This is a genomic window from Kineosporia rhizophila, assembly GCF_021277265.1.
In the GTDB taxonomy this organism is placed as follows: domain Bacteria; phylum Actinomycetota; class Actinomycetes; order Actinomycetales; family Kineosporiaceae; genus Kineosporia; species Kineosporia rhizophila.
In genome coordinates, this window is the sequence record NZ_JAJSOH010000022.1 from 24,508 (window position 1) to 48,107 (window position 23,600).

Annotated in this window: 20 protein-coding genes; 13 read left to right on the top strand and 7 right to left on the bottom strand. The window is 71.0% G+C overall.

Going from position 1 to position 23,600, the window contains the following annotated elements; translation table 11 throughout:
- Positions 1–2: 2 nt before the first annotated feature.
- Both LWF15_RS25790 and LWF15_RS25795 read left to right on the top strand, forming a co-directional pair.
- On the top strand, positions 3–905 hold the full coding sequence (locus LWF15_RS25790) for an ABC transporter permease (protein WP_232813520.1): 903 nt from the start codon (positions 3–5) through the stop codon (positions 903–905).
- A complete protein-coding gene (locus tag LWF15_RS25795; protein ID WP_232813521.1) occupies positions 902–1,696 on the top strand; it encodes an ABC transporter permease in 795 nt (264 codons plus the stop codon). Before LWF15_RS25790 ends, LWF15_RS25795 begins: the two co-directional genes overlap by 4 nt.
- Here the strand turns inward: LWF15_RS25795 and LWF15_RS25800 are convergent.
- Positions 1,693–2,319 carry a PadR family transcriptional regulator gene (locus LWF15_RS25800; RefSeq protein WP_232813522.1) on the bottom strand — a complete coding sequence of 209 codons (627 nt, stop codon included), beginning with the start codon at positions 2,317–2,319 and terminating at the stop codon, positions 1,693–1,695. The two genes, LWF15_RS25795 and LWF15_RS25800, sit on opposite strands and share 4 nt — an antisense overlap.
- A gap of 150 nt (positions 2,320–2,469) precedes the next feature.
- Here LWF15_RS25800 and LWF15_RS25805 point away from each other — a divergent pair, with 150 nt between their 5' ends.
- The 5 genes from LWF15_RS25805 (at position 2,470) to LWF15_RS38245 (ending at position 8,679) form a co-directional block, all read left to right on the top strand.
- On the top strand, positions 2,470–3,636 hold the full coding sequence (locus LWF15_RS25805; protein ID WP_232813523.1) for a DegT/DnrJ/EryC1/StrS family aminotransferase: 1,167 nt from the start codon (positions 2,470–2,472) through the stop codon (positions 3,634–3,636).
- Complete coding sequence (locus LWF15_RS25810; protein WP_232813524.1) at positions 3,633–4,505, top strand: glycosyltransferase; 873 nt, start codon at positions 3,633–3,635, stop codon at positions 4,503–4,505. Before LWF15_RS25805 ends, LWF15_RS25810 begins: the two co-directional genes overlap by 4 nt.
- Positions 4,506–4,690: 185 nt before the next feature.
- Positions 4,691–5,650 carry an ATP-binding cassette domain-containing protein gene (locus LWF15_RS25815; RefSeq protein WP_232813525.1) on the top strand — a complete coding sequence of 320 codons (960 nt, stop codon included), beginning with the start codon at positions 4,691–4,693 and terminating at the stop codon, positions 5,648–5,650.
- 110 nt (positions 5,651–5,760) lie between these two features.
- Positions 5,761–6,528: an ABC transporter permease gene (locus LWF15_RS25820; RefSeq protein WP_232813526.1), complete on the top strand. Its 768-nt coding sequence runs from the start codon at positions 5,761–5,763 to the stop codon at positions 6,526–6,528.
- 1,782 nt (positions 6,529–8,310) lie between these two features.
- Positions 8,311–8,679 (top strand): hypothetical protein, encoded by a 369-nt coding sequence (locus LWF15_RS38245; protein WP_352396566.1) that lies wholly within the window; start codon positions 8,311–8,313, stop codon positions 8,677–8,679.
- A gap of 135 nt (positions 8,680–8,814) precedes the next feature.
- Here LWF15_RS38245 and LWF15_RS25830 read toward each other — a convergent pair whose 3' ends face one another.
- The gene (locus LWF15_RS25830) at positions 8,815–10,707 is read right to left on the bottom strand and encodes a propionyl-CoA synthetase (protein WP_232813528.1); all 1,893 of its coding nucleotides are present in this window, start codon (positions 10,705–10,707) and stop codon (positions 8,815–8,817) included.
- Positions 10,708–10,775: 68 nt separating this feature from the next.
- Here LWF15_RS25830 and LWF15_RS25835 point away from each other — a divergent pair, with 68 nt between their 5' ends.
- Positions 10,776–11,177: a PPOX class F420-dependent oxidoreductase gene (locus tag LWF15_RS25835; protein ID WP_232813529.1), complete on the top strand. Its 402-nt coding sequence runs from the start codon at positions 10,776–10,778 to the stop codon at positions 11,175–11,177.
- Positions 11,178–11,221: 44 nt separating this feature from the next.
- Here LWF15_RS25835 and LWF15_RS25840 read toward each other — a convergent pair whose 3' ends face one another.
- Both LWF15_RS25840 and LWF15_RS25845 read right to left on the bottom strand, forming a co-directional pair.
- Positions 11,222–13,441: an RCC1 domain-containing protein gene (locus LWF15_RS25840; RefSeq protein WP_232813530.1), complete on the bottom strand. Its 2,220-nt coding sequence runs from the start codon at positions 13,439–13,441 to the stop codon at positions 11,222–11,224.
- A gap of 44 nt (positions 13,442–13,485) precedes the next feature.
- Positions 13,486–14,712, bottom strand: a complete 1,227-nt coding sequence (locus tag LWF15_RS25845; RefSeq protein ID WP_232813531.1) for an ROK family transcriptional regulator — start codon at positions 14,710–14,712, stop codon at positions 13,486–13,488.
- A 199-nt stretch (positions 14,713–14,911) separates the two neighbouring features.
- Here LWF15_RS25845 and LWF15_RS25850 point away from each other — a divergent pair, with 199 nt between their 5' ends.
- The 5 genes from LWF15_RS25850 to LWF15_RS25870 all read left to right on the top strand — a co-directional run bounded on the left by LWF15_RS25850 (position 14,912) and on the right by LWF15_RS25870 (position 19,421).
- The gene (locus tag LWF15_RS25850) at positions 14,912–15,958 is read left to right on the top strand and encodes a substrate-binding domain-containing protein (RefSeq protein ID WP_232813532.1); all 1,047 of its coding nucleotides are present in this window, start codon (positions 14,912–14,914) and stop codon (positions 15,956–15,958) included.
- 157 nt (positions 15,959–16,115) lie between these two features.
- On the top strand, positions 16,116–17,099 hold the full coding sequence (locus LWF15_RS25855) for an ABC transporter permease (RefSeq protein ID WP_232813533.1): 984 nt from the start codon (positions 16,116–16,118) through the stop codon (positions 17,097–17,099).
- Entirely contained in the window at positions 17,096–17,845 is a 750-nt protein-coding gene (locus tag LWF15_RS25860) for an ATP-binding cassette domain-containing protein (RefSeq protein WP_232813534.1), read from the top strand. Before LWF15_RS25855 ends, LWF15_RS25860 begins: the two co-directional genes overlap by 4 nt.
- Before the next feature lie 26 nt (positions 17,846–17,871).
- Entirely contained in the window at positions 17,872–18,735 is an 864-nt protein-coding gene (locus LWF15_RS25865; RefSeq protein ID WP_232813535.1) for a sugar phosphate isomerase/epimerase family protein, read from the top strand.
- A 50-nt stretch (positions 18,736–18,785) separates the two neighbouring features.
- Positions 18,786–19,421: a nucleoside/nucleotide kinase family protein gene (locus tag LWF15_RS25870; protein WP_232813536.1), complete on the top strand. Its 636-nt coding sequence runs from the start codon at positions 18,786–18,788 to the stop codon at positions 19,419–19,421.
- A 59-nt stretch (positions 19,422–19,480) separates the two neighbouring features.
- Here the strand turns inward: LWF15_RS25870 and LWF15_RS25875 are convergent, their stop codons facing one another.
- The 3 genes from LWF15_RS25875 to LWF15_RS25885 form a co-directional block, all read right to left on the bottom strand.
- Positions 19,481–20,038 (bottom strand): DivIVA domain-containing protein, encoded by a 558-nt coding sequence (locus tag LWF15_RS25875; protein ID WP_232813537.1) that lies wholly within the window; start codon positions 20,036–20,038, stop codon positions 19,481–19,483.
- A gap of 144 nt (positions 20,039–20,182) precedes the next feature.
- On the bottom strand, positions 20,183–21,376 hold the full coding sequence (gene rlmN, locus LWF15_RS25880) for a 23S rRNA (adenine(2503)-C(2))-methyltransferase RlmN (protein ID WP_232813538.1): 1,194 nt from the start codon (positions 21,374–21,376) through the stop codon (positions 20,183–20,185).
- A 16-nt stretch (positions 21,377–21,392) separates the two neighbouring features.
- The gene (locus LWF15_RS25885; protein ID WP_232813539.1) at positions 21,393–22,349 is read right to left on the bottom strand and encodes a phosphatidate cytidylyltransferase; all 957 of its coding nucleotides are present in this window, start codon (positions 22,347–22,349) and stop codon (positions 21,393–21,395) included.
- Positions 22,350–23,600: the final 1,251 nt, after the last annotated feature.

A 23,600-nucleotide genomic window follows, 5' to 3' on the forward strand; every position in this document is an offset into this window, starting at 1 on the left:
CGATGCCCGCCCTGACCCCCACCGCGGCCGACACCGAGGCCCTGCCCCGGGCCTCCGGCCGGCAACTGCGCACCGTGCTGCTCCTGCTGCTGCCGGGGCTGCTCTGGCTCGGGATCTTCTTCATCGTGCCGATCTTCACCCTGGCCGGCACCTCCACCCAGACCCCTTCCGGCAGCGGCCTTCCCGGTGAGTTCGTCCAGACCTTCCGGCTGGGCAACTACTGGGACGCGATCACCGCCTACCGCGGGCACTTCGCCCGCTCGTTCCTGTACTCCAGCCTGGCCACCCTGCTGTGCCTGGCGATCGGCTACCCGCTGGCCTACCTGATCGCCTTCCGGGCCGGGCGGGCCCGGAACCTGCTGCTGGTGCTGGTGGTGGCGCCGTTCTTCACCAGTTTCGTGCTGCGCACCCTGGCCTGGCGGCAGATCCTCTCGGACGACGGCTGGGTGGTCTCGTCGCTGAAGTGGCTGCACCTGATCCCGCAGGACCTGGCCGTCACCGCCAGCCCGATCGCGGTGGTCGCCGGCATCACCTACAACTTCCTGCCGTTCATGGTGCTGCCGCTGTACTCCAGCCTGGAGCGGATCGACCCGCGGCTGATCGAGGCCGGCGGCGACCTGTACGGCAACGGCCCGACCGTGCTGCGCAAGGTCACCTTCCCGCTGTCGATGCCGGGGGTGGTGGCCGGGACGCTGCTCACCTTCATCCCCGCCTCGGGCGACTACGTCAACGCCAACCTGCTGGGCAACACCCGCACCACGATGATCGGGAACGTGGTGGAGAGCCGCTTCTTCCGGGTGGTCGACTACCCGACCGCGGCCGCGCTCAGCTTCGTCCTGATGGCGATCATCCTGGTGCTGGTCGTGCTCTACGTCCGCCGCGCCGGCACGGAGGAACTGGTATGACGCGCTGGCTCTCGAAGTACGCCCTGCACATCTACGGGGTGCTGGCGTTCGCCTACATCTTCACCCCGATCGCCTACGTGATGGTGTTCAGCTTCAACCAGCCGGCCCGGTCCAACCTGACCTGGCGCGGGTTCACGCTGGAGAACTGGACCAACCCGTGCAACGCCCCGGACGTCTGCGCGGCGCTCGGCAACAGCCTGAAGATCGGCCTGGCCTCGACCCTGATCGCCACCGTGCTGGGCACGATGGTGGCCTTCGCCCTGGCCCGCTACCGGTTCCGCGGCCGCACCCCGACCAACCTGCTGATCTTCCTGCCGATGGCCACCCCCGAGGTGGTCCTGGCCGCCTCGCTGCTGACCCTGTTCCTGAACCTGCGGATCGAGCTCGGCCTGGTCACCGTGGTGATCGCGCACGTCATGTTCAGCATCAGCTTCGTGGTGGTGGCGGTGAAGGCCCGGATCGCCGGCCTGGACCCGCGCCTGGAGCAGGCCGCGCAGGACCTGTACGCCAACGAGTTCGAGACGTTCCGCCGGGTCACCCTGCCGCTGGTGGCCCCCGGTATCGCCGGCGCCGCCCTGCTGGCGTTCAGCCTCTCGTTCGACGACTTCATCATCACCAACTTCGTCTCCGGTGACGTCAACACGTTCCCGAAGTTCGTGTACGTGTCGGCGCAGCGCGGTATCCCGGCCGACGCCTACGTGATCGGCTCGGCGATGTTCCTGCTGGCGATGGGCATCGTGCTGGCGGCCGAACTGTTCCGCTGGCGCCGCGAGAAGCAGCTCGCCAGTTAGGTCGCGTCGCTCTCCCCGGCCGGGAGCATCGGGTTCTGGCCGGGGAAAGCCCGTTCCGGCGGCTCACCGGCGAAGCCGTAGCTGCCGGAACGGATGCGCTCCAGCACCTCGCCCACCCACTGCTGCTCGGCGCGCAGCAATGCGACCTGGAAGTGGAACATCTCCACCACGTGCTCCGGCTGGCCGGGGGCCGAGGGGCCGACCTCCCGCGCCGTGTAACCGATGCTGGCCACCCGGGCCTCGAGCAGGCTGATCCGGGCGGTGAGGGCCGCCACGACCTCCTCGCGGGACAGCACCCACCAGAACGAGATGCCCGCGCTGATCCAGTCCTGCTCGAAGGGGTGCAGCTCCCACAGGGCCTTGCGCACCAGCCGCTGGAACTCCGTGTCCCCGTCCACGGTCAGGCGGTAGACCATCTTCTTCTTGCTGCCGCCCTCCGGGTCCGGCTCCTCGACCAGCAGCCCCTCCCTGGTCAGGCCGCGCAGCGCGTTGTAGACCGAACCGGGGTTCAGGTGCGCCCACTCGGCCACCTGCCAGCTGCCCAGCTCCCGACGAACGAAGTAGCCGTGGGTGGGCTGGAAGATGCGCACGGCCCCCAGCACGAGAAGCCTGGTCACGGACATGGCCGAAGCCTATGCCGCCCATCGGGCGAATCCGCGCCGCACCGGCCGGGCGGATGCTTGCCGCGAACCCTAACGGAACGTAAGGTGCGTGTGACCTGGGTCATAACGCGCTTGGTCCGTACGCCGGCACCGCGAGCGATGAGGAGTTCCATGCCCACGCCCACGACAGCCCTGGAACGTATCCCGGTCTACCGGCCCTACCTGGGCCCCGAGGTCACCGCCGCAGCGCAGTCCGCCCTCGAGGCCGGCTGGCTCGGCATGGGCCGGCTCAGCCAGGAGTTCGAGCTCGGGCTCGAGCGTTTCCTGCGCCTGGACGGCCGGCGCGTGGTCTCCACCAACTCCTGCACCGAGGCGCTGCACATCGCCGGGCGCCTGATCGGCCTGGGCCCGGGCGACGAGGTGATCGCCCCGGCCTTCACCTACGTGGCCGGGCACCAGGCGATGAGCCGCACCGGCGCCGAGATCGTGTTCTGCGACATCGAGGACGGCTTCCTGAGCATCGACCCGGCCCGGGTGGAGGAGCTGGTCACCGAGCGCACCCGGGCCGTCCTGGCGGTCGACTACCTGGGCCTGCCCTGCCGGCTCGACGAGCTGACCGAGCTGGCCGGCCGGCACGGCCTGCGGGTGATCGAGGACGCGGCGCACGCCTTCGGCACCCTGAGCAAGGGCCGGCCGGTCGGTTCCTTCGGCGACATCACCTGTTTCAGCTTCGGCCCGGTGAAGACCATCACCACCCTGGAGGGCGGCGCCGTGGTCACCTCCGACCCGGCCGACGTGCAGGCCCTGCACGAGCTGCGGCACCTGGGCATCGACTCGGACACCGACGCCCGCTACAAGAACCAGCGCAACTGGGAGTTCGACGTGGTCCGCCAGGGCTACCGCTGCCACCTCGGCTCGGTGCCCGCCGCGATCGGCCTGGCCCAGCTCGGGCTGGCCGACGAGTTCATCCGCAACCGCCAGGAGTACTGCCGGATCTACGACCGGGCCTTCGGCGGCCTCGAGAAGGCCGGGCACGTAAGGCTCTTCGACACCGCCTGGAAAGACGTGGCGCCGTACATCTACGTGCTGCGGCTGCGCGACGGCAGCCGCCGCCAGGCCCTGATCCAGCACCTGAACGAGCACGGCGTGGCCAGTGGCATCCACTTCCTGGGGGCCCACGAGTTCAGCTTCTACGCCGCCAGCCGGCGCGGCCCGCTGACGGTGACCGAGGCCGCCACCGAAGAGGTCCTGACCCTGCCGCTGCACCCGTACATGGACGATGCCACCCTCGAGCGTGTGATCACAGCCGTCAACACCTTCTTCGGCGCCGCCGGATGACGAGCGCACCTCCCACGCTGAGCGTGGTGATCTGCTGCCGGAACAGCGCCTCGACCCTGGCCGACACCCTGGAGTCGGTCGCGGCCCAGAAGTACGAGGGGTGGTGGGAGGTCGTGGTGGTGGACAACGGCTCGACCGACACCACCGTCGAGGTCGCCCAGCGGTTCGCCGACCGCCTGCCCAACTTCCGGGTCCTGCGGGTGCCCGAACCGGGGTACCAGGCGACCGCCCTCAACCACGGCATCGCCCGGACCACCGGCGAGGTCTTCGTGTTCGTGGACAGCGACGACCTGCTGGCCGAGGGCTACCTCGACCGGATGGCCCGGGCCCTGGCCACCGCCCCCTACGTGGGCGGGGAGCTCGACGTCGAACTGCTCAACCCACCCGCCGTCCGGGCCCGTCGGGACCTGTTGCAGAGCAAGCAGATCGACGAGTACTGCAACTACGGCCCGGCCGTGGTGGGCGCCTCGATGGGGGCCCGGCGCGAGGCGATCGAGCGGGTGAACGGTTTCGACGAGTCCCTGCCCACCCAGCACGACCTGGACATCTCATGGCGGCTGGACCGGGCCGGGGTGAAGGCCAGCTTCGTGCCGGGGGCGGTGCTGCACTACCGCTACCGCGTCGGGCCGCGCGAGATCTACCAGCAGGAGCGCGGTTACGGCGTGGGTGAGGTGGTCCTCTACCGCAAGTTCCGCAACGCGGGCATGCGCCGGCGCGGCCCGCGGCAGATGCTGGGCAGCTGGGTGCGGGTGCTGATGGCCCTGCCCGGCGCGTTCCGTCCCGAGGGCCGGGCCCGCCTCGCCACCGTGGCCGGCATCGCGGTCGGCCGCCTCGAGGGCAGCCTTCGGCACCGGGTCCTGTACCTGTAGGAGTCCGGAAGGGGCCGTGCGTGACCACGCACGGCCCCTTGTCTTTGCCCCACGCGAAGTAGTCAAACTTGACTACTTCACCCGGACGGGTCCACCATGGTGATGTCGCGGATCTGTCGCACACCGCGTGATCAGTTGGCGCACAACGCTTTTGTGCAGGCCAAGACTCTGGGGGACGAGTTGCCATGATCCATGCCCGCGCACTGACCAGGACGTTCACCACCCGCACCGGCCCGGTCGAGGCCGTCCGCGGGGTCGACCTCGACGTGGAGACCGGCGAGATCGTCGGCTTCCTCGGCCCGAACGGGGCGGGCAAGACCACCACCCTGCGCATGCTGACCACCCTGCTGCGCCCCACCTCGGGCCAGGCCACCGTGGCCGGGCACGACCTGCTGCGTGATCCGGTGGGGGTGCGCCGCAACATCGGTTACGTGGCCCAGGGCGGGGTCACCCTGCCCGAGGCCCGGGCCGGCGAGGAGTGTGTCGACCAGGCCCGGCTGTACGGCGTGAGCCGGCGCGACGCCGCCGCCCGGGGCCAGGAACTGTTCGGCCAGCTCGACCTGGACGGTCTGTGGGAGCGCAAGTGCTCCTCTCTGTCCGGGGGCCAGCGCCGCCGGCTCGACATCGTGATCGGCCTGATGCACTCCCCCGGCCTGGTGTTCCTCGACGAGCCCACCACCGGGCTCGACCCGCAGTCGCGGGCCAACCTGTGGGACCACATCCGCCGGCTGCGCGACGACCTGGGCGGCACGGTCTTCCTGACCACGCACTACCTGGACGAGGCCGACCAGTTGTGCGACCGGCTGCTGGTGATCGACCACGGCCGGATCGTGGCGGCCGGCACGAAGGAAGAGCTGAAGGCCGGCGTGGGCGGCGACGCGGTGGTGGTCCGGCTGGCCGAGCCGGGCCGACGGGCCGACGCGGTGGGCGTGATGGCCGCCCTCCCCGGGGCCGACGAGCCCGCCGTCGAACGCGACCAGATCACCGTGCACGTGCCCGAGGCCGGCGCCCTGCTGCCCCGGCTGCTGCGCGAACTCGACGCCAAACAGGTCGAGCTGGCGGGCATCGAGGTGCGCCGCCCGACGCTCGACGACGTGTTCCTCAACCTGACCGGGCGCTCCCTGCGCGACGAGCCCGCCGCCTGAACGGCCTGAACAGCCGCGCACCCCCTCACCCGACCCGATCCCCACGGGTCCGGCCGCTGTCCGCCGACGGCGACCCGACCCGCCCTCTGTTCTCGACCGAGGAGCCGACGATGAACTCCGTGTGGCGTGACACCTGGCTGACCTTCGAGCGCCAGATGCGCCTGAGCCTGCGCAATCCGGTCTGGGTCGTGCTCGGCCTGACCCAGCCCCTGCTCTACCTGGCCCTTTTCGGCCCTCTGCTGAAACCGGTGGTGGCCAGCACCCCGGGTCTGCCCCCGGGCGACGAGTGGCAGATCTTCGTACCCGGCCTGCTGGTGCAGCTGGGCATGTTCGGCGCCGCGTTCGTCGGCTTCGGCCTGGTGGCCGAGTACCGGGCCGGCGTGATCGAACGGCAACGGGTGAGCCCCTGCAGCCGGGTGGCCCTGCTGGCCGGGCGGGTGCTGCGCGACGTGGTGGTGATCGTGGTGCAGACCGTGCTGCTGCTGACCGCCGCCGTCCCGTTCGGCCTGCGGGCCCCGATCGCCGGGGTGCTGCTCTCCCTGCTGATCGTGGCCGGGCTGGGCGCGGCCTTCGCGTCGCTCTCCTACGGCTGCGCGCTGCTGCTGCGCAGCGAGGATGCGCTGGCCCCGCTGTTCAACGGCCTGGCCATGCCGTTGCTCCTGCTCTCGGGGATCCTGCTGCCGATGTCGCTCGCGCCGGCCTGGTTGCGCCACCTCTCCGACGTCAACCCGCTCAAGCACACCGTCGACGCCACCCGCTCGTTCTTCTCCGGGGATCTGGCCAGCGCCTCGGCCCTGTGGGGGTCGCTGGCCACCGCCGCCCTGGTGGCGGCGTCGCTGTGGTTCGGCGCCCGCACCTTCCGCCGCGAGTCCGCCTGATCAACTTGACTCATGCGGCCGGCCGGGTCTCACTCAAGGCCCGGTCGGCCGGCAAGAATCCCCATTAAAATGCCCGAAACGGACATACTCAAATTGCTGCTCGCAATTCCGCGGGCGAATTCCGGGGGTTTTCCCTTATGTTGCCTACTCCGATCGGGTGAGACTATCCCGTGAGGTTTACAACTCTCTCCGAGCGGGCCGCTCGGCGTCACCGAACCGTGACCATGACAAATACGCAACGCCCGGAAGGCGTCCGGAGAGTCGGCAGATGAACGCTCCGCAGTAATGCCGATCGTGATGACGCCATTACGCAGAGGCTCATTCCCACGACTCTGACATAGATTTGTGTCACTGTGTTGCCGCTGGTCTACCCAGCGTCAGAATGCAGCGTTTACCGAGGCCCCTGCTGACACGGAATGCCTCGGACAGCATCACGGCGAGTGCCCGACCGCCCGCACAATCCATCACAGTTTCGTCACCCTGAGTTCCGGAAAGAGATCCGCCCAGGTGTTTCCGGCCGAGGCCGAGCCCGAATGACGACAGCTTTCCGGAATGCGGCTTCCCTGGCCTGACAACGTGTGTTTCCATTGTCCGGACAGTGGGGAAGGCACACATCTGCGTATGAGCCGCCAGCCCTGGACGACTGGAGACTCGATGAGTAATTCACCCCGGGGCTTCGCCGGAATCCGTCAGCGGATGACCCGCAGCGACGCCAAGCACGCCAACCCGAGCCCGGCCGAGGGCGGCCGTCCGGCCGTCCCCGCCCCCACGCCGACCGACTCCGGTGAGATGCCGGTCCCGCTGCGGCCCGCCGACATGCGCGGTGGCGACCACATCGACCTGCGGGTCAGCTCCGAGTCGCAGGAGCACCGGTTCGCGTTCGAGCCGGGGGCCCCGTTGCCGGCCCGCAGCCGTCGCTCCTCCCAGCCGCCGACCCCGCAGCACAGCGTGCCCGAGGCCGCCGAAGTGGTGCCTCCGGTCACCGGTGCCGAGGCGATCATCGCCTCCGCCACCGTGATCTCTCCGGTCTCGGGCACCTACCTGGTGTCGGCCGAGCCGGTCGAGGAGGCGCGGCGCCAGGCGGCCGCGGCCCACGCCGCAGCGGCCGCCACCGCCACCCATGCCCCCCACACCCCGCGCGCGCAGGCCGGCCCGGTGGCTCCGCCCCCCACCTCGGCCGCGGGTGCCTACCGTCACGAAGAGCGCCGGCGGGTTCCCCGGCCCCAGCAGGCCTCCGCCCCCCGCCCGGCCGAACAGCCGTACGGGCAGCAGCAGCCGGCCCACCCCGGTCAGGGGCGCCCGGCGCCGAGCGCGCCCTACGCCAACCCGGGCTACCAGGGTTACGACGGCACCGGTTACGGCACGCCTCCGGTGGGTTCCCCCGCCGTCACCCCGGCGGCCTATCAGCCCCCGACCGTGCCTCCGCCCGCCTACCAGGCCCCGCCCGTCACTCCGCCGGCCTACCAAGCCCCGCCCGTGACCCCGGCGGCGTACCAGCCCCCGGCCACACCCCCGGCGATCTCGCCGACCACCGAACCCCTGAACCTCCGGCACCTGCAGGGCCACCCGGCCCCCGCAGTGGAACCGGACAGCACGATGCGTCGCCGGACCGACCAATCGGCGGATTGGTTCCCGGCCCGGCCTGCCGAGAGACAACCAGAGAGTCATCTCGGCAGCCGGTCCGCGGGGCCGGTTGGTAGTCCTGCCCGCAGACCTCTGGGCCCCGGTCCGGGCGATCGGCCCGGATCCGCTCTGCAACTCCGCTCGCCAAAGGATGCTTACATGACCAACATCGACACCGTTCTCAAGGAAGCCATGCAGATCGACGGCGCCGTCGGCGTCGCGCTCGTGGACTACACGAGCGGCATGACTCTCGGCCAGGCCGGTGGCGGCAGCCTCAACCTCGAGGTCGCCGCGGCGGGCAACACCGAGGTGGTGCGGGCCAAGCTGCGCACGATGGAGGCGCTCGGCCTGCGCGAGGGCATCGAGGACATCCTGATCACGCTGGACTCGCAGTACCACCTGATCCGGCTGATCACCGACCAGACCGGCATCGGGCTGTTCCTGTACCTCGCCCTGGACAAGCACCGCTCGAACCTGGCCCTGGCCCGCCGGAAGCTGGCGAACCTGGAGCGCACCATCGAGATCTGAGGGCGTACCCCCGCCCCGAGGGCGATCGAGGCCCGGCCTGCGGAGGTCCAGACCATTCGCAGCGTCCGGTTCGACGGTTCCCTGAAGATCGACCTGTAGGGCGCATCCGGCCGCGGATGCGCCCTACCGGCTTCTTCAGCTGCGCAGCACGGGGCCGAGCGCCTCCAGCACCGAGGCGTCCTCGATCGTGCTCGGCACCGTGACCTCGGCGCCGTCGGCGATCTGGCGCATGGTCTTGCGCAGGATCTTGCCCGAGCGGGTCTTGGGCAGGGCCGCCACCACGTCGACCCGGCGCAGCGAGGCCACCGCGCCGATCTCCGAGCGCACCAGCTCGACCAGTTCGGTCTGCACCTGCGCGGCGGGCGTGTCCACGCCCGACTTCAGCACCACCAGACCGCGCGGCAGCTGCCCCTTCAGCTCGTCGTGCACCCCGATCACCGCGCACTCGGCCACCGCCGGGTGGGCTGCCAGCACGGCCTCCATCGAACCGGTGGAGAGCCGGTGGCCGGCCACGTTGATCACGTCGTCGGTCCGGCCCATCACGAAGACGTACCCGTCCTCGTCCTTGAAACCGCCGTCGCCGGACAGGTACCAGCCCGGGAAGGCGGACAGATAGCTGGAGACGTACCGGTCGTCGTCCTGCCAGAGCGTGGCCAGGGTGCCCGGGGGCATCGGCAGGCGCAGGCAGATCGCCCCCTCGGTGCCGGGCGGCAGCACCTCCCCGGTGGGGCCGAGCACCTGCACGTCGTAGCCGGGGATCGGCACCGACGGGGAGCCCGGCTTGATCGGCAGATCGTCCAGACCGCGGGGGTTGGCGCAGATCGGCCAGCCGGTCTCGGTCTGCCACCAGTTGTCCACCACGGGTACGCCCAGTTTCTCCGAGGCCCAGCGGTAGGTGTCCGGGTCCAGCCGCTCGCCCGCCAGGAACAGCGTCTTCAGGCTCGAGATGTCGCGACCGGCAAGCAGTTCCGCGTCGGGGTCGGCCCGCCGGATCGCCCGGAAGGCGGTGGGCGCGGTAAAGATCGCGTTCACGGAGTGCTCTTCGACCACGCGCCAGAACGCCCCGGCGTCGGGGGTCCCGATCGGCTTGCCCTCGTAGAGCACCGTGGTGGCGCCGGCCAGCAGCGGCCCGTAGACGATGTACGAGTGGCCCACCACCCAGCCGACGTCGCTGGCGGTGAACATGACGTCCCCCGGCCCGACCCCGTAGATCGCCTTCATCGACCAGGTCAGGGCCACCGCGTAACCGCCGCTGTCCCGAACGATTCCTTTAGGACGTCCGGTGGTTCCGGAGGTGTACAGGATGTACAGGGGGTCGGTGGCCTCCACTGCGACGCAACCGGCCGGGGGCACAGCATTCGGCGTCATCAGGGTGCGCCACTCGACGTCCTTCGGGCCCATCTCGGCCCGGGCCTGCTCACGCTGCACCACCACGGTGGTCTCGGGCTCGTGCTCGGCCCGGCGCAGCGCCTCGTCGAGCAGCGGCTTGTACTCCACCACCCGGGTCGGCTCGATCCCGCAGGACGCGGTGACCACCACCTTGGGCCGGGCGTCGTCGATCCGGACGGCCAGCTCGGCCGGGGCGAACCCGCCGAACACCACCGAGTGCACGGCCCCGATCCGGGCGCAGGCCAGCATGGCGATCACCGCCTCGGGGATCATCGGCAGGTAGATCAGCACGGTGTCGCCCTTGGTCACCCCGCAGGCCTCCAGCCCGCCGGCGAAACGGGCGGTGAGGTCGAGCAGTTCGGCGTAGGTGTAGCGACGCTGCGTGCCGGTGACCGGTGAGTCGTAGATCAGCGCGTCCTGTTCGGCGCGGCCCTCGATGATGTGCCGGTCGAGGGCGTTGTAGCAGACGTTCAGCCGGGCGCCGGGGTACCAGCGGTAGACCGGTGGACTGCCCTCGTCCAGGATCTGTTTCGGCTTCCTGATCCAGGCCACCTCGCGGGCCGCGTCGGCCCAGAACCCGGCCGGGTCCTCCAGGCTCCTGCGGTACGCCTCGGCGTAGCCACCCTGTCCGCTGCTCATGAGTCCTCCCGATCGTGGTTCCTGACCCTGGCGGATCCGGTGCTCATCATCCGTGACACCCTGACCGGGTGTCCTTCGACCCCGCCCAGCTGCCCGAAGCCGCCCTGCCGTTGCTGACCGAGCGGCACCTGGCCACCCTCACCACGCTGCGCGCCGACGGCAGCCCGCACGTCACCCCGGTGGGATTCACCTGGGACGCACCGGCCCGGCGGGTGCGGGTGATCTGCTCGGGCACCAGCGTCAAGGCGCGCAACGCGGCCCGGGGCGGCCGGGCGGCGGTGAGCGTGATGGAAGGACGCTACTGGCTCACCCTGGAGGGCCCGGCCCAAGTGCTGGACGACGCGGAGGCGGTGGAAGACGCCGTGCGCCGCTACGCCCAGCGCTATCGCCAGCCCCGGGAGAACCCGCAGCGGGTGGTCGTGGCGATCGAGGTCGACCGGGTGCTCGGCCACGTGCCCACCGCTGACTGACATGCCCGCATGATGCGGGGCCCGAGGTTGCGCCGGGGTTGCCGCTACGGCTCGATCTGGGTGGCGTAGGTGCCGAACCAGCTGGTCGCCATCCGCGACGTCCTGATCCCCGGCACCTGGACCGGAGCGTTCCGGTCGACGGTGTCGCCCTGGCCGAGCTGGCCGGCGCCGTTGAACCCCCAGCACCACAGGGTGGTGTCACGTCGCACCGCGCAGGTGTGGGCGTAACCGGCGCTCACCGCGTACCAGTCCGTCGCGGTGCCCACCTGGACCGGCTCGGTGCGCTGGGTGTTGTCACCGAGACCGAGCTGGCCGTTGCTGCCACTGCCCCAGCACCAGAGGGATCCCCCGCCGCGGATCCCGCAGCTGTGCACCCGTCCGGTGCTCACCTCGACCCAGTCCTGCGCCGTGCCGACCTGGACCGGAGTCCGATGGGCAGCGGTGTCACCGGCCCCCACCTGCCCGCGGCTGTTGGCTCCCCAGCACCAGAGGCTGCCGTCGACCTGGATCCCGCAGGTCACCCCGTAGACCGAGCTGACCTGACGCCAGACCGTGGCCGACCCGACCTGGACCGGCGTGCTGCGGTTGGTGATGTCGCCCTGCCCCAGCTGACCGGAGGAGTTCAGGCCCCAGCACCACAGAGAGGCGTCGACCCGGGTGGCGCAGGTGTACTGCAGACCGGCCGAGACGGTGGCCCAGTCGGCGGCCGTCCCGACCTGGTTCGGGGTGCCGTAGGTGGTGGTGTTGCCCGAACCGTTCTCGCCCTGGGTGTTCTCGCCCCAGCACCAGAGCGTTCCTTCGCGGCGGATCCCGCAGACGTGGTACTGCCCGATGCCGACCGAACGCCAGAACGCGTTCCAGGCGGTGCCCGCCACCACCTGGGTGAGCGCCGGACGGGAGGTGTAGTCGCCCTGGCCGAGCTGGGCCGAGCCGTTGTAGTCGGAGCACCACAGCGTGCCGTTCTCGCGCACCGCACAGAGGTTGAGCCGCCCGGGCCCGAGCCGCTGCCAGTCGTCGACCGACCCGATCCGGGCCGGCGCGGTGAGGATGTGCCCGGCCTGCCCGTTGATGCTGTAGCCCCAGCACCAGACCGTTCCGCCGGCCCGCACCCCACAGGTGTGCTGACCACCGGAACTCACCCCGGCCCAGTCGGTGTCGGCCCCGATCTGGGTGGGCTGCGACCGGTTCGCGGTGGTGCCGGTGCCGAGGATGCCGCGCGTCCCGCTGCCCCAGCACCACAGGGTGCCGTCGGCCCGGAGCCCGCAGGTGTGTGCCGTCCCGAGCTCGACCGACGTCCAGTTGCCGGCCGTGCCGGCCTGGACCGGGACGGCGCGGTCGGCGGTGTCGCCGGCGCCCAGCTGCCCACTTGAGTTGAGCCCCCAGCACCACGCCGAGCCGGTCGCCCGAAGCCCGCAGGTGTGCTGCCCGCCGGTTCGCACCCAGGTCCAGTCCGTAGCGGTGCCGACCTGGACCGGGCTGGTGCGGCTGACCGCGTCGCCCACCCCCAGCTGCCCCTTGTCGTTGTTGCCCCAGCACCACAGCGCGCCGCCGGTGGTCCTGGCGCAGGTGTGAAGGGCGGTCACGCTCACCTCGCCCCAGGAGCGGTCCGGGGCCACCTGCACAGGTACGGTCCGCCGGGCCGTGTCGGCGAGACCGAGCTGCCCGTAGGCGTTGTCGCCCCAGCACCAGAGCGTGCCGCCGGCCCGGACGCCGCAGGTCGAGGCCTGCCCGCTCGAGACCCGCAACCAGTCGGTGGCGCCGGCGACCTGGACCGGGGACGACCGGTTGGTGGTGTCGCCGAGGCCGAGCTGCCCGGCGCTGTTGTTCCCCCAGCACCAGAGCGTGCCATCGGTCCGGATCGCGCACGTCGTACCGGTCCCCGCCGAGACCTGCCGATAGGTGGCCGTGCTCAGCCGGGTCGGACCGTAGACGTATTCGGAGGTGCTGCCCAGGCCCAGCTCGCCCGTCCCGCTCGTTCCCCAGCACCACAGACCGGCGTCCCGGCCCAGGGCGCAGCTCTGCTGGCTCCCGGCCGAGACCTGCGCCCAGGTCGAGGCGGTTCCCACCTGGTCCGGCGCCAGCCGCGGAGTGGTGTCCATCCCCCAGCGGAAGACCGGCCCGACCCCGAAGTCGGTCCGGCTCGTGATCACGGAGCGCACTTCGGTACTGCCGGTGAAACCGGCCCCTACGGAAGGCTGGAGCACCGCGGCCAGCACGAGCAGGGCCGCCACGGCAGCCCCGAGCAGCGCGCGCCGGATCCTCATGTGCTTCCTAGGTCGGCCGCCGGCCGGCGGTCTTGAGGAGCGGATCAGGTGGCGTCGGTGATCAGGCGCTCCACCGCCTCGGGGGCGAAGACCGCGTCGGCCACCGACAGTGCCAGGCCGATCGGGCCGGCGCTGTTGTCCAGCGAACTGCGCACGATCTGCAGGCGCGTGGTGGCCAGCGGCAGCGAGCGGCGGTAGACCATCTCCCGGATGCCGGCGAACAACTGCCCCTCGACCCGGGCCAGCTGACCGCCGATCACGACCACCCGCGGGTTGAAAAGGCTTACCGCACCGGCGATCGCCGCTCCCAGCACGCGGCCCGCACGGCGGGTGATCTGCACCGCCACCGGGTCTCCGGAGAGGGCCAGCTCGATCGCCGCGTCGACGCTGGAGACGTCCCGCCCGGCGGCCTGCAGGTCGCGCATCAAGGCCCAGCCGCCCACGTAGGCCTCTACGCAGCCGATGTTCCCGCATCGGCACAGCGGCTGGTTCTCGTCGTCGGGCTGGCTCAGCTGGGAGTGCCCGATGTCCCCCGCGGCGCCGTCGGCGCCCCGGTAGATCTGGCCGCCGACCACCACCCCGGCCCCGATCCCGGTGCCGAGCTTGAGCATCAGCAGGTGCCCGGCGTCGGGGTAGTTGCGCCGGTACTCGCCGATCGCCATCGCATTGACGTCCTTGTCCACCTGGACCGGGCAGTCGTAGGTGCGGGCGAAGCGGCCGCGGATGTCGTAGCCGTCCCAGCCGGTCATGATCGGCGGGTTGACCACCGCCCCGCGGGCGAAGTCGACCGGGCCGGGCACCGACAGGCCGATGCCGTGGACCTGCGCCGGGGTGGTGCCGGTCTCGGCCAGCAGCGCCGCGAACTCCTGCTCGACCAGCGTCAGGATCGCGTCCGGACCGCCGGTGATGTCGATCCGGCGCTGCCGCTCGGAGGCGATCTCGCCGTTCAGGTCGCAGACCGCCGCCCGCATCCCGGTGGCGCCCAGGTCGGCCACCAGCAGCACCCCGCGCCGGGCGTGGAAGGCGAAGCGGGTGGCCGGCCGGCCCCGGGTGGGACTGCCCTCACCCGCCGCCGCGATCAGCCGGGCCTGCAGCAACTGGTCGAGCCGCTGGTTCACCGTGGTGCGGGACAGACCGGTCAGGGTCATCACCTCGGCCCGGGTGAGGGCCCGGCCACCGCGGAACAGGGCGAGAACCTCGCCCACACCGCTGTTCACGCTGGTCGGCGCAGTGACGCCGGAGGTCTGCGACTGCAGGGGGGCGGCGCTCATCGCATCTCCGCCGGGACTGGGCAGCGCTCCAGCAAGTCGACGCTGAACTCGCGGGTAAACAACACGGGACCATCCTAGTTCTGCGTAGCAACTTTGCAAAAGGGTTGGTCTTAACGATTGACAGCCGACGCAAGAGGGCATGTAATCGATCAGACCGTTGGCGGTACGAAGCCGTACCCGTACGCAAAGGAGCTCCAACGTGGGAGCCAGCACCTCGATCCGTCGCATCGCCGCTCTCGGCGTGCCCCTGTCGTTCGCCGCCGTCGCGCTCGCGGCCTGCGGCGACTCCTCCTCCTCGGGCGAGGCCGGTGGCTCCGGCGGCGACGCCTCCCCGGCCAAGGTCGCCGCGATCATCAAGGGCCTCGACAACCCCTTCTTCCAGACCATGGAAGACGGCATCGAGGCCGGCGCCGCGGCCCAGGGCCTGGAGACCACCGTCCAGGCGGCCAACTCGATCACCGACACCACCGGCCAGGCCGACAAGCTCACCGCCCTGGCCGGGCAGGACTTCAGCTGCTACATCGTCAACCCGATCACCGGCACCAACCTGGTGCAGGGCCTGGCCCAGCTGGCCGCGCGGGACAAGACGATCGTGAACATCGACTCCCCGGTCGAGGAGGAGGCCGCCGAGGCGGCCGGCGCCACCCCGGCCACCTACATCGGCACCGACAACGTCGAGGCCGGCAAGCTCGCCGGCGCGGAGATGACCAAGCTGGTCAGCTCCGGCGACGTGGCCGTCATCGGCGGCACCTCGGGCGACGTCACCAGCAACGCCCGGGTCGAGGGCTTCACCCAGGGCCTGGGCTCCTCGGTCAAGGTGGTGCAGACGGTCGCGGCCGACTGGAACCGCGAGAAGGCGCTCACCCAGGCCACCACCGTGCTGCGGGCCAACCCCGGCCTGAAGGGCTTCTACGTGGCCAACGACGACATGGCCCTGGGCGTGGTGCGGGCCGTCGAGAACGCCGGGAAGACCGGTGACGTCAAGGTGATCGGCACCGACGGCGTCGAGGAGGCGCTGACCTCGGTGAAGGACGGCGGGCTGACCGCCACCGTGGCCCAGTACCCCTACACCATCGGCGAGATGGGCCTCGAGGCCTGCGCCGCCGCGGCCGCCGGCAAGAGCCTCCCGACCAGTGTCGACGCCCCCGTCGAACTGGTCACGGCCGACGTCGCCGACAAGGCGCTGGCCGCCACCCCCAAGCCGTTCGGCGAGTACGAAGACCCGATCGCCGAACTGCTCAAGTAGTTCCGGACCGCGGGGACGGCTCACAGACCTGACCACGCCGTCCCCGTCCGCGTAAGCCCCCACCACCCCCCTTGGTGAGGTGGCCTCCGCCGGTGATCCCCGGCGTCCTCGATCTGCCCGAAAACCACTGCCGCACAGCGGCACGAAAGGTTCAGCGATGTCCGCAACCACTCTCGAAGCGCCACCGGCACCCCCGGGCCCGGCGCGCAGCCGGCGTCTGCGAGACCCCGCCTTCTGGGCCGACTGGGCCGCCCTGGTCGGGCTGATCGGCCTGACCGTCGTGTTCCAGTCGCTGAACTCCTCGTTCCTCAGCTCCGGCAACGTGCAGTCGATCCTGGTGGCCTCGGCGATCCTGGTGATCCTCTCGGTCGGCCAGACCTTCACCATCGCCACCGGCGGCATCGACCTGTCGGTGGCCTCGGTGATGACCTTCTCGGCAGTGGTTCTCGGCTGGACCTTCGCCGAGGGCTGGAGCCTTCCGCTCTGCCTGGGGGCGGCGGTGCTGGCCGGCCTGGTCTTCGGCGCCGTCAACGGCGCCCTGATCGCCAAGGGCCGGATCCCCGACTTCGTGGTCACCCTGGGCTCGCTCAGCGCCGCCTCCGGCCTCGCGCTGATCCTGGCCGACGGCAAGCCCACCACCGTGATCAGCCCGTTCCTGCTGCGGCTGTCCACCCAGGGCGTGGGCATCGTCGGCTACACCTTCCTGCTCGCCGTCGTCCTGGCCCTGCTCGCGCACGTCCTGCTCTTCCACACCCGGTTCGGCACCCACGTGCTGGCGGCCGGCGGATCGCCCGAGGCGGCCACCGCCACCGGGATCAGCACGGCCCGGATCAAGGTGGCCGTGTACACCCTCTCCGGCACGCTGGCCGGGCTGGCCGGCATCCTCCTGGTCGCCCGGATCGGCGCCTCCTCCCCCGCCGCCGACACCACGATGACCCTGAACACCGTGGCCGCGGTGGTGCTCGGCGGGGTCAGCCTGCTCGGCGGCCGGGCCACGATCATCGGCCCGGTGCTCGGCGCCCTGGTCCTGACCGTCCTGGTCAACGGCCTGACCCTGGTCGGCGTCTCGCAGTTCTACCAGCCGCTGTCGGTGGGCATCGTCGTGGTGCTGGCCGCCCTGTTGATGAGGTTCCAGAAGTGACCGCGACGACCACCCAGGCCCTCGTCTCCGTCGACGACGTCAGCCTCTCCTTCGGCAGTGTCCGCGCTCTGCGCGAGGTCTCGCTGACCCTGCGCCCCGGCGAGATCACCGCTCTGGTCGGTGACAACGGCGCCGGCAAGTCCACCCTGGTGCGTTGCCTGTCGGGCATCCACCGCCCGGACTCCGGCCGGATCGTGTTCGACGGCGAGGAGACGAGGTTCTCCAACCCCGAGGACGCCCGGAAGGCCGGGATCGAGACCGTGCACCAGAACCTCGCGCTGGTCGAGGACCTCACGGTCTGGCAGAACCTGTTCCTCAACCGCGAGATCACCAACGGTCTGGGTCTGCTGAACCGCAAGGCGATGAAGGCCGAGGCGCAGCGCATGGTCTCGGCGCTTGCGGTGAACGTGCCCAGCGTGACCTCGACCGTGCGGCGGCTGTCGGGCGGCCAGCGCCAGGCCGTGTCGATCTGCCGCGCCGCCGGTTTCAGCTCGAAGCTGGTGATCATGGACGAGCCGACCGCGGCCCTGGGGGTCCAGGAGACCGAGCGGGTCGAGCAGCTGATCCTCAAGCTCCGCGAGGACGGCCACGCCGTGCTCCTGATCAGCCACAACTTCGCCCAGGTGATGCGGCTGTCCGACCAGGTCTGGGTGATGCGCTCAGGCCGGTGCGTGGCCGGCCGCCGCACCGCCGAGACCACCGGAGAAGAGATCGTCGCCCTGATCACCGGCGCCCAGCAGTCCTGAACCTCGTTGCTACGTAAGGAAAACCGATGAACCCCCTAGGTGTGCACGCCCTGGTCTGGGCCGGTAGCACTTCCCCCGAAGAGGTCGAACTGGCCGTCCGCAGCACCCGGGAGGCCGGTTACGACCTGCTCGAGTTCTCCCTGCACGACGGCCTGACCATGGACGTGGCGCACGCCCGGGCCGAACTGGAGAAGGCCGGGCTGCAGGTGGCCTGCTCCCGCGGGCTGGCCCCGGACGCGGACGTCTCCAGCGAGGACCCGGCCGTGGTGGCCCGCGGTGCGGAACTGCTGAGCAGGTCGCTGGAGATCACCGCCGGACTGGGCGGCAAGATGTTCGCCGGCGCCCTGTACAGCGCCTTCGGCAAGGCCTCGCAGCCGCTGTCCGCGGCCGGCCGGGCGAACGTCGTCGGCGTCCTGCGCGACCTGGCCGCCCAGGCGGCGAAGGACGACGTCACGCTGATGCTCGAGATCTGCAACCGCTACGAGACCAACGTGATCAACACGGCCCACGACGCGCTGCTGCTGGCCGACGACATCGGCGCCGACAACGTGAGGATCCACCTCGACACCTACCACATGAACATCGAGGAGACCGACATGGTCCGCCCGGTGCTCGAGGTCGGCGACCGGCTGGGTTACGTGCACATCGGCGAGAACCACCGCGGCTACCTGGGCAGCGGGCACATCGACTTCACCGGGTTCTTCCACGCCCTGGCCGACATCGACTACACCGGCCCGATCACCTTCGAGTCGTTCTCCTCGGCCGTGGTCGCCCCCGGGCTGTCCAACGACCTGGCGATCTGGCGCAACCTCTGGTCGGACGGGATGGACCTGGCCAAGCACGCGCAGTCCTACCTGGTGAACGGTCTCGCAGCAGCGCGGCACCCGTGACCGGCGCGCCCGTACCCCTGCAGAACACTGCGGCAGGGCATGATGCCCTGGTGCGACCGACTCTCGACGAACTGGCCGCCCGGGTGCTCAAGCTGACGGCCGGGAGAATGGGCGACCGCGTCATCGTCGGGATCGCCGGGGTACCTGGCGCCGGCAAGAGCACGCTGGCCGAGAAGCTGACCACGGTGCTCGCCGAGCGGATCGGCCCCGAACAGGTGGCCCACGTCCCGATGGACGGTTTCCACCTGGCCGACGTGAGTCTCGACCGGCTGGGGCTGCGGCAGCGGAAGGGGGCGCCGGAGACGTTCGACGCCCTCGGCTACGCGGCGCTGCTCAAGCGGCTGCGTGAGTCCGGCGACCTGGTCTACGCGCCGGGATTCGAACGGACCATCGAGCAGCCGATCGCCGGGGCGATCCCGGTGTCTCCCGGAGCGCGCGTGGTGGTCACGGAGGGGAACTACCTGCTGCTCGGCGGCGACTGGGACAGGGCGAAGGAACAGCTCGACGAGGTCTGGTTCTGCCGTACCCCCGAGGATCTGCGGTTGGAGCGGCTGCTCGCCCGCCACGTGCGGTTCGGCAAGACGCCGGAGTTCGCCGCGCAGTGGATCGAGCAGACCGACCAGCCGAACGCCCTGCTGATCGAGGCGTCCAGTCACCGGGCCGATCTGGTGGTCGAGATGGACTGAACCACAAACTGAGGACGCCTGTCAGCACTCGTGCTGACAGGCGTCCTCAGTTTGTGGTTCTAGACGGTCTGGACGACCAGGAGCTCAACCACGCGGTCGAGGAACGCGTCGACCGAGGCCTCGCGGTACCCCCGGGAGCCGCGCCGGCTCTTGAACACCGCCAGGCGCACCGCGTCGGGCGGCAGCGGCTGGCCCATCGCGAACGACTCCTCGATGCGGATGCACAGGTCGTCGACCGCGTCGATGTCGTAGGTGAGCTCCATGCCGCTACCCCGCGGGAACCGCTCCCCGTCGGGCCGGGCCAGCTGGGCCCGCAGCGACTGCTCCTGGGTGCGCAGCTGGGTCTGCCAGGCCTGGCTGCCGCTGCGCTCCTCGCCGCGCTGCTTCTCGCGACGGGCGAAGGCATCCTCGATCCGGTCGAGTGCCGCGTCGACCGCGTCCACGTCGTACCCGCCGCGCACCAGGTCGAAGCCGACCGTACGGACGTGCCACGACGTCATCGCGGGCCCACGCCCGTTCTCCTCGTACGCAGCCCGGGCCCGGCCGAGGAACGACTCGACCTGGTCGACGTCGTAACCCTTGGACATGCGGCCTGCCCGCGGAAAGGTCTCGCTCACATCCGCCATTCTGCACTCTTGGGGTCGGTCCGTGTGGCCCGGTCGCGGATGAGGACACGTGAAATTTGCGGCCGGGAACCAGTTGTGATGATGCCGTTACTCACCGGGACGCCTGTGCACTCGTCCGGCGCAGTCACCCGGAGGTCAGACCGTGGCCGCGAGCTGACCGCAGGCCCCGTCGATCTCCTGCCCGCGGGTGTCGCGGACCGTGGTGGGCACCCCGCGCTCGCGCAGAGCGTTCACGAACGCGTTCTGCGCGCGGTGGGTGCTGGCCGTCCACTTCGACCCGGGGGTGGGGTTCAGCGGGATCGGGTTGACGTGCACCCAGCCCCGGCCCCGCCGGTTCAGTTCCTTGCCCAGCAGGTCGGCCCGCCACTCGTGGTCGTTGATGTCCTTGATCAGGGCGTACTCGATGCTGACCCGGCGGCCGGTGGCGTCGAAGTAGCGGCGGGCGGCGTCGAGCGTCTCGCCGACCTTCCAGCGCGTGTTGATCGGCACCAGCTCGTCGCGCAGCTCGTCGTCCGGCGCGTGCAGGCTGAGGGCCAGCGTGACCGGGATGCCCTCCTGGGCCAGCTTGTCGATGGCCGGGACCAGGCCGACGGTGGACATCGTGATGCCCCGCGCGGACATGCCCAGGCCCTCGGGAGCCGGGTCGGTGAGCCGGCGGATCGCGCCGACGGCGGCCTTGTAGTTGGCCAGCGCCTCACCCATGCCCATGAAGACGACGTTGGTGACCCGGCCGGCGCCGGTGCTCTCCGCCTCTTCGCCCAGCGGGGCCCCCTGGGTGGCCTTCTTCAGCGGGGCCGCGGTGCGCATGTGGCGAGCGGCCGTACGCACCTGCTCGACGATCTCGGCGGTGGACAGGTTGCGGGTGAGCCCGGCCTGCCCGGTGGCGCAGAACGGGCAGTTCATCCCGCAGCCGGCCTGGCTGGAGATGCAGACCGTGGCGCGGTCGGGGTAGCGCATCAGCACGCTCTCGACCAGGGCGCCGTCGAACAGCCGCCAGACCGTCTTGATCGTGGCGCCGTCGTCGCAGACCAGTTCGCGCACCGAGGAGATGAGCGGCGGTGCCAGTGCGTCGAGCAGGCGCTGCCGAGAGGCCGAGGGCAGGTCGGTGAGCTCTTCGGGGGTGAGGTCGGCCAGACGCTCGAAGTAGTGCACCGAGAGCTGCCGGCCCCGGAACGGCTTCTCACCCAGTTCCTTGACCGCCTCCATGCGCTCGGCGAGCGTCATGTCGGCCAGGTGGCGGGGCGGCTTGCCCCGGCGGGGCGCGACCATGAGCAGCTTGCCCGGCGCGGGGGCGGTCGGCTTCGGTTCGGGGAGGGGTTCGGGGCTCATTGTTGGCTTTCGTCGTCTAGAGCAGGAAGTGCAGGAGGAGGTAGACCACCGGGGCCGTGGGGAGCAACGAGTCCATCCGGTCCATGATTCCGCCGTGGCCGGGCAGCAGGTTGCCCATGTCCTTGATCCCGAGGTCGCGCTTGAGCAGCGACTCGGACAGGTCGCCCATGGTGGCGGTGAGCACGGCGCAGGCGCCGATCGCCAGGCCCACCCAGGCCGGGCCCTCGAGCAGGAACAGCACGCACGCGGTGCCCGCGGCCAGGCAGGCGGCCAGCGACCCGGCGAACCCTTCCCAGGACTTCTTGGGGCTGACCTTGGGGGCCATCGGGTGCTTGCCGAAGAGCACACCGGCGATGTAGCCGCCGATGTCGCTGGCGCAGGTGACCACGATGAAGGTGACCACCCGCTCCGGGCCCTGGTCGGCGGCCAGCATGAGGATCGCGAAACCGGCCAGCAGGGGCACGTAGGCGGCCACGAACAGGCCCGAGGTGACGTCGCGGAGGGCCCCTTCGAGACCCTCCACGATCCGCCACAGCAGGATGCCGAAGCCGGTGAGCATGTAGCTGACCAGCAGCCCCTCCGGACCGGCGACGTAGGCCGAGACCAGCATGCCGAGCGAGCCGACGGCCACCGGGATGACCGGCACGACGATCTGCTTGGCGGCCAGGGCGCCGGACAGCTCCCAGACCGCCAGGACGACCACGAACGAGGCCAGCGCGACGAAGGCCTCGGGCCGGGTGAACAGCGAGAGCAGGGCCAGCACGGCCAGGCCCAGACCGACGCCGATCGCGGCCGGGAGGTTGCGCCCGGCCCGGCCGTGATCCTTCGCCGCCACGGCCACGATGGTCGCATCGGGCTCGGGCGGGTGCTCCATGTTGCGCAGGGCCGCGACGGCCCGCCGCTGGCGCACCGGACGGGTGCGCTCCTCGTGGTCGTCGAAGTCCTCGTCGCGGCTGGGGTAGGCCTCGTTCATCGGTGAAGCGCCGACCCCTCCGCGCGGGGTCTCGCCCCGGCGTCCGGATCGGGAGCGGCGCCCCTGGCCCTCGGGCGGAGTACCGGCTGCACGCTGGGGCTCACCTGGGTACTGCTCGTCCCATGGCGCAGCATCGGCCCGCGAGCGCTCGCCCTGAGGCGGCGTCCCGGTACGTTCGAAGCCTCTGGCGGGGGTACCAGGGCGCGGGTCTGCCTCGTCCCACGGCGCAGCGCCGGCCCGGGAACGCTCACTCTGAGGCGGCATTCCGGTGTGTCCGAAGCCCCGGGCCGGGGTGCCCGAGCGAGGGTTCGGCTCGTCCCACGGCGCAGCATCTGCCCGGGAACGCTCACTCTGAGGCGGCATTCCCGTACGTCCGTATCCACGCGCCGGGGTACCCGAGCGCGGGCCCGGCTCGTCCCAGGGCGCAGCCTCGGCCCGAGACCGCTCTTCCCGAGGTGGGGTTCCCGTACGCCCGAAACCCCTTGCCGGGGTACCAGGGCGTGGGTCTGCCTCGTCCCACGGCGCAGCGCCAGCCCGGGAACGCTCACCCTGAGGCTGCGTTCCTGTGCGTCCGAATCCACGCCCACGCGGGTCTTCGTCCCGCGGCGCCGCACCAGGACGCCCGTCTGCGCGCGGCCCGTCAGCCTGGGTCTGCGGACGGGCGTACCCCCGCGCGGGGGTGCCATCTGCTCGCGAGTTGCCCAGTGCATTGCCGGAAGGGTTGCTGGGCGCGCTGCGGTAGGGGTTCACCACCGGGATACCGCCCGACTGCGTGTGCCGCTGCGGCAGCCCCGGATGCGACGTACCCCGCTGGGGTGCGCCTCCCGGACCGTCCTCGTCACCCTGCTCTCCGCCCGACCGGTTCAGTACCTGGTCGAACGACGAGGTGGACGGCCCGTTCGTCCGGATGCCGTTACCCCGGTTCCGGCCGAAACCGCGGCCGGCGCGACCAGCGTCTTCAATCGGTTCTTCGGCCGGACGCCCGCGACCCATCGGGCCGGTACCCCGGGCGTCCCGGGCGTCCCGTGCGTCTCGTGCGTCTCGGCCGAACCGGCCGCCGCCGAGGCCCGGCCGCTGACGACGGGCCGCACCGAATGCTCCACCGGAGCTCTGTTCCTCACCTGTCGGCGGGCCGTCGGCCCCCCAGGTGTTCTCCTCTTCCGTGCCGTCCGGCCAGGAATCGCCGGGCGCGGAATCACGCGCGGCCCGGCGCCCCCGGCGGGACGGGGAGTCGGACGGACCAGAACCTCC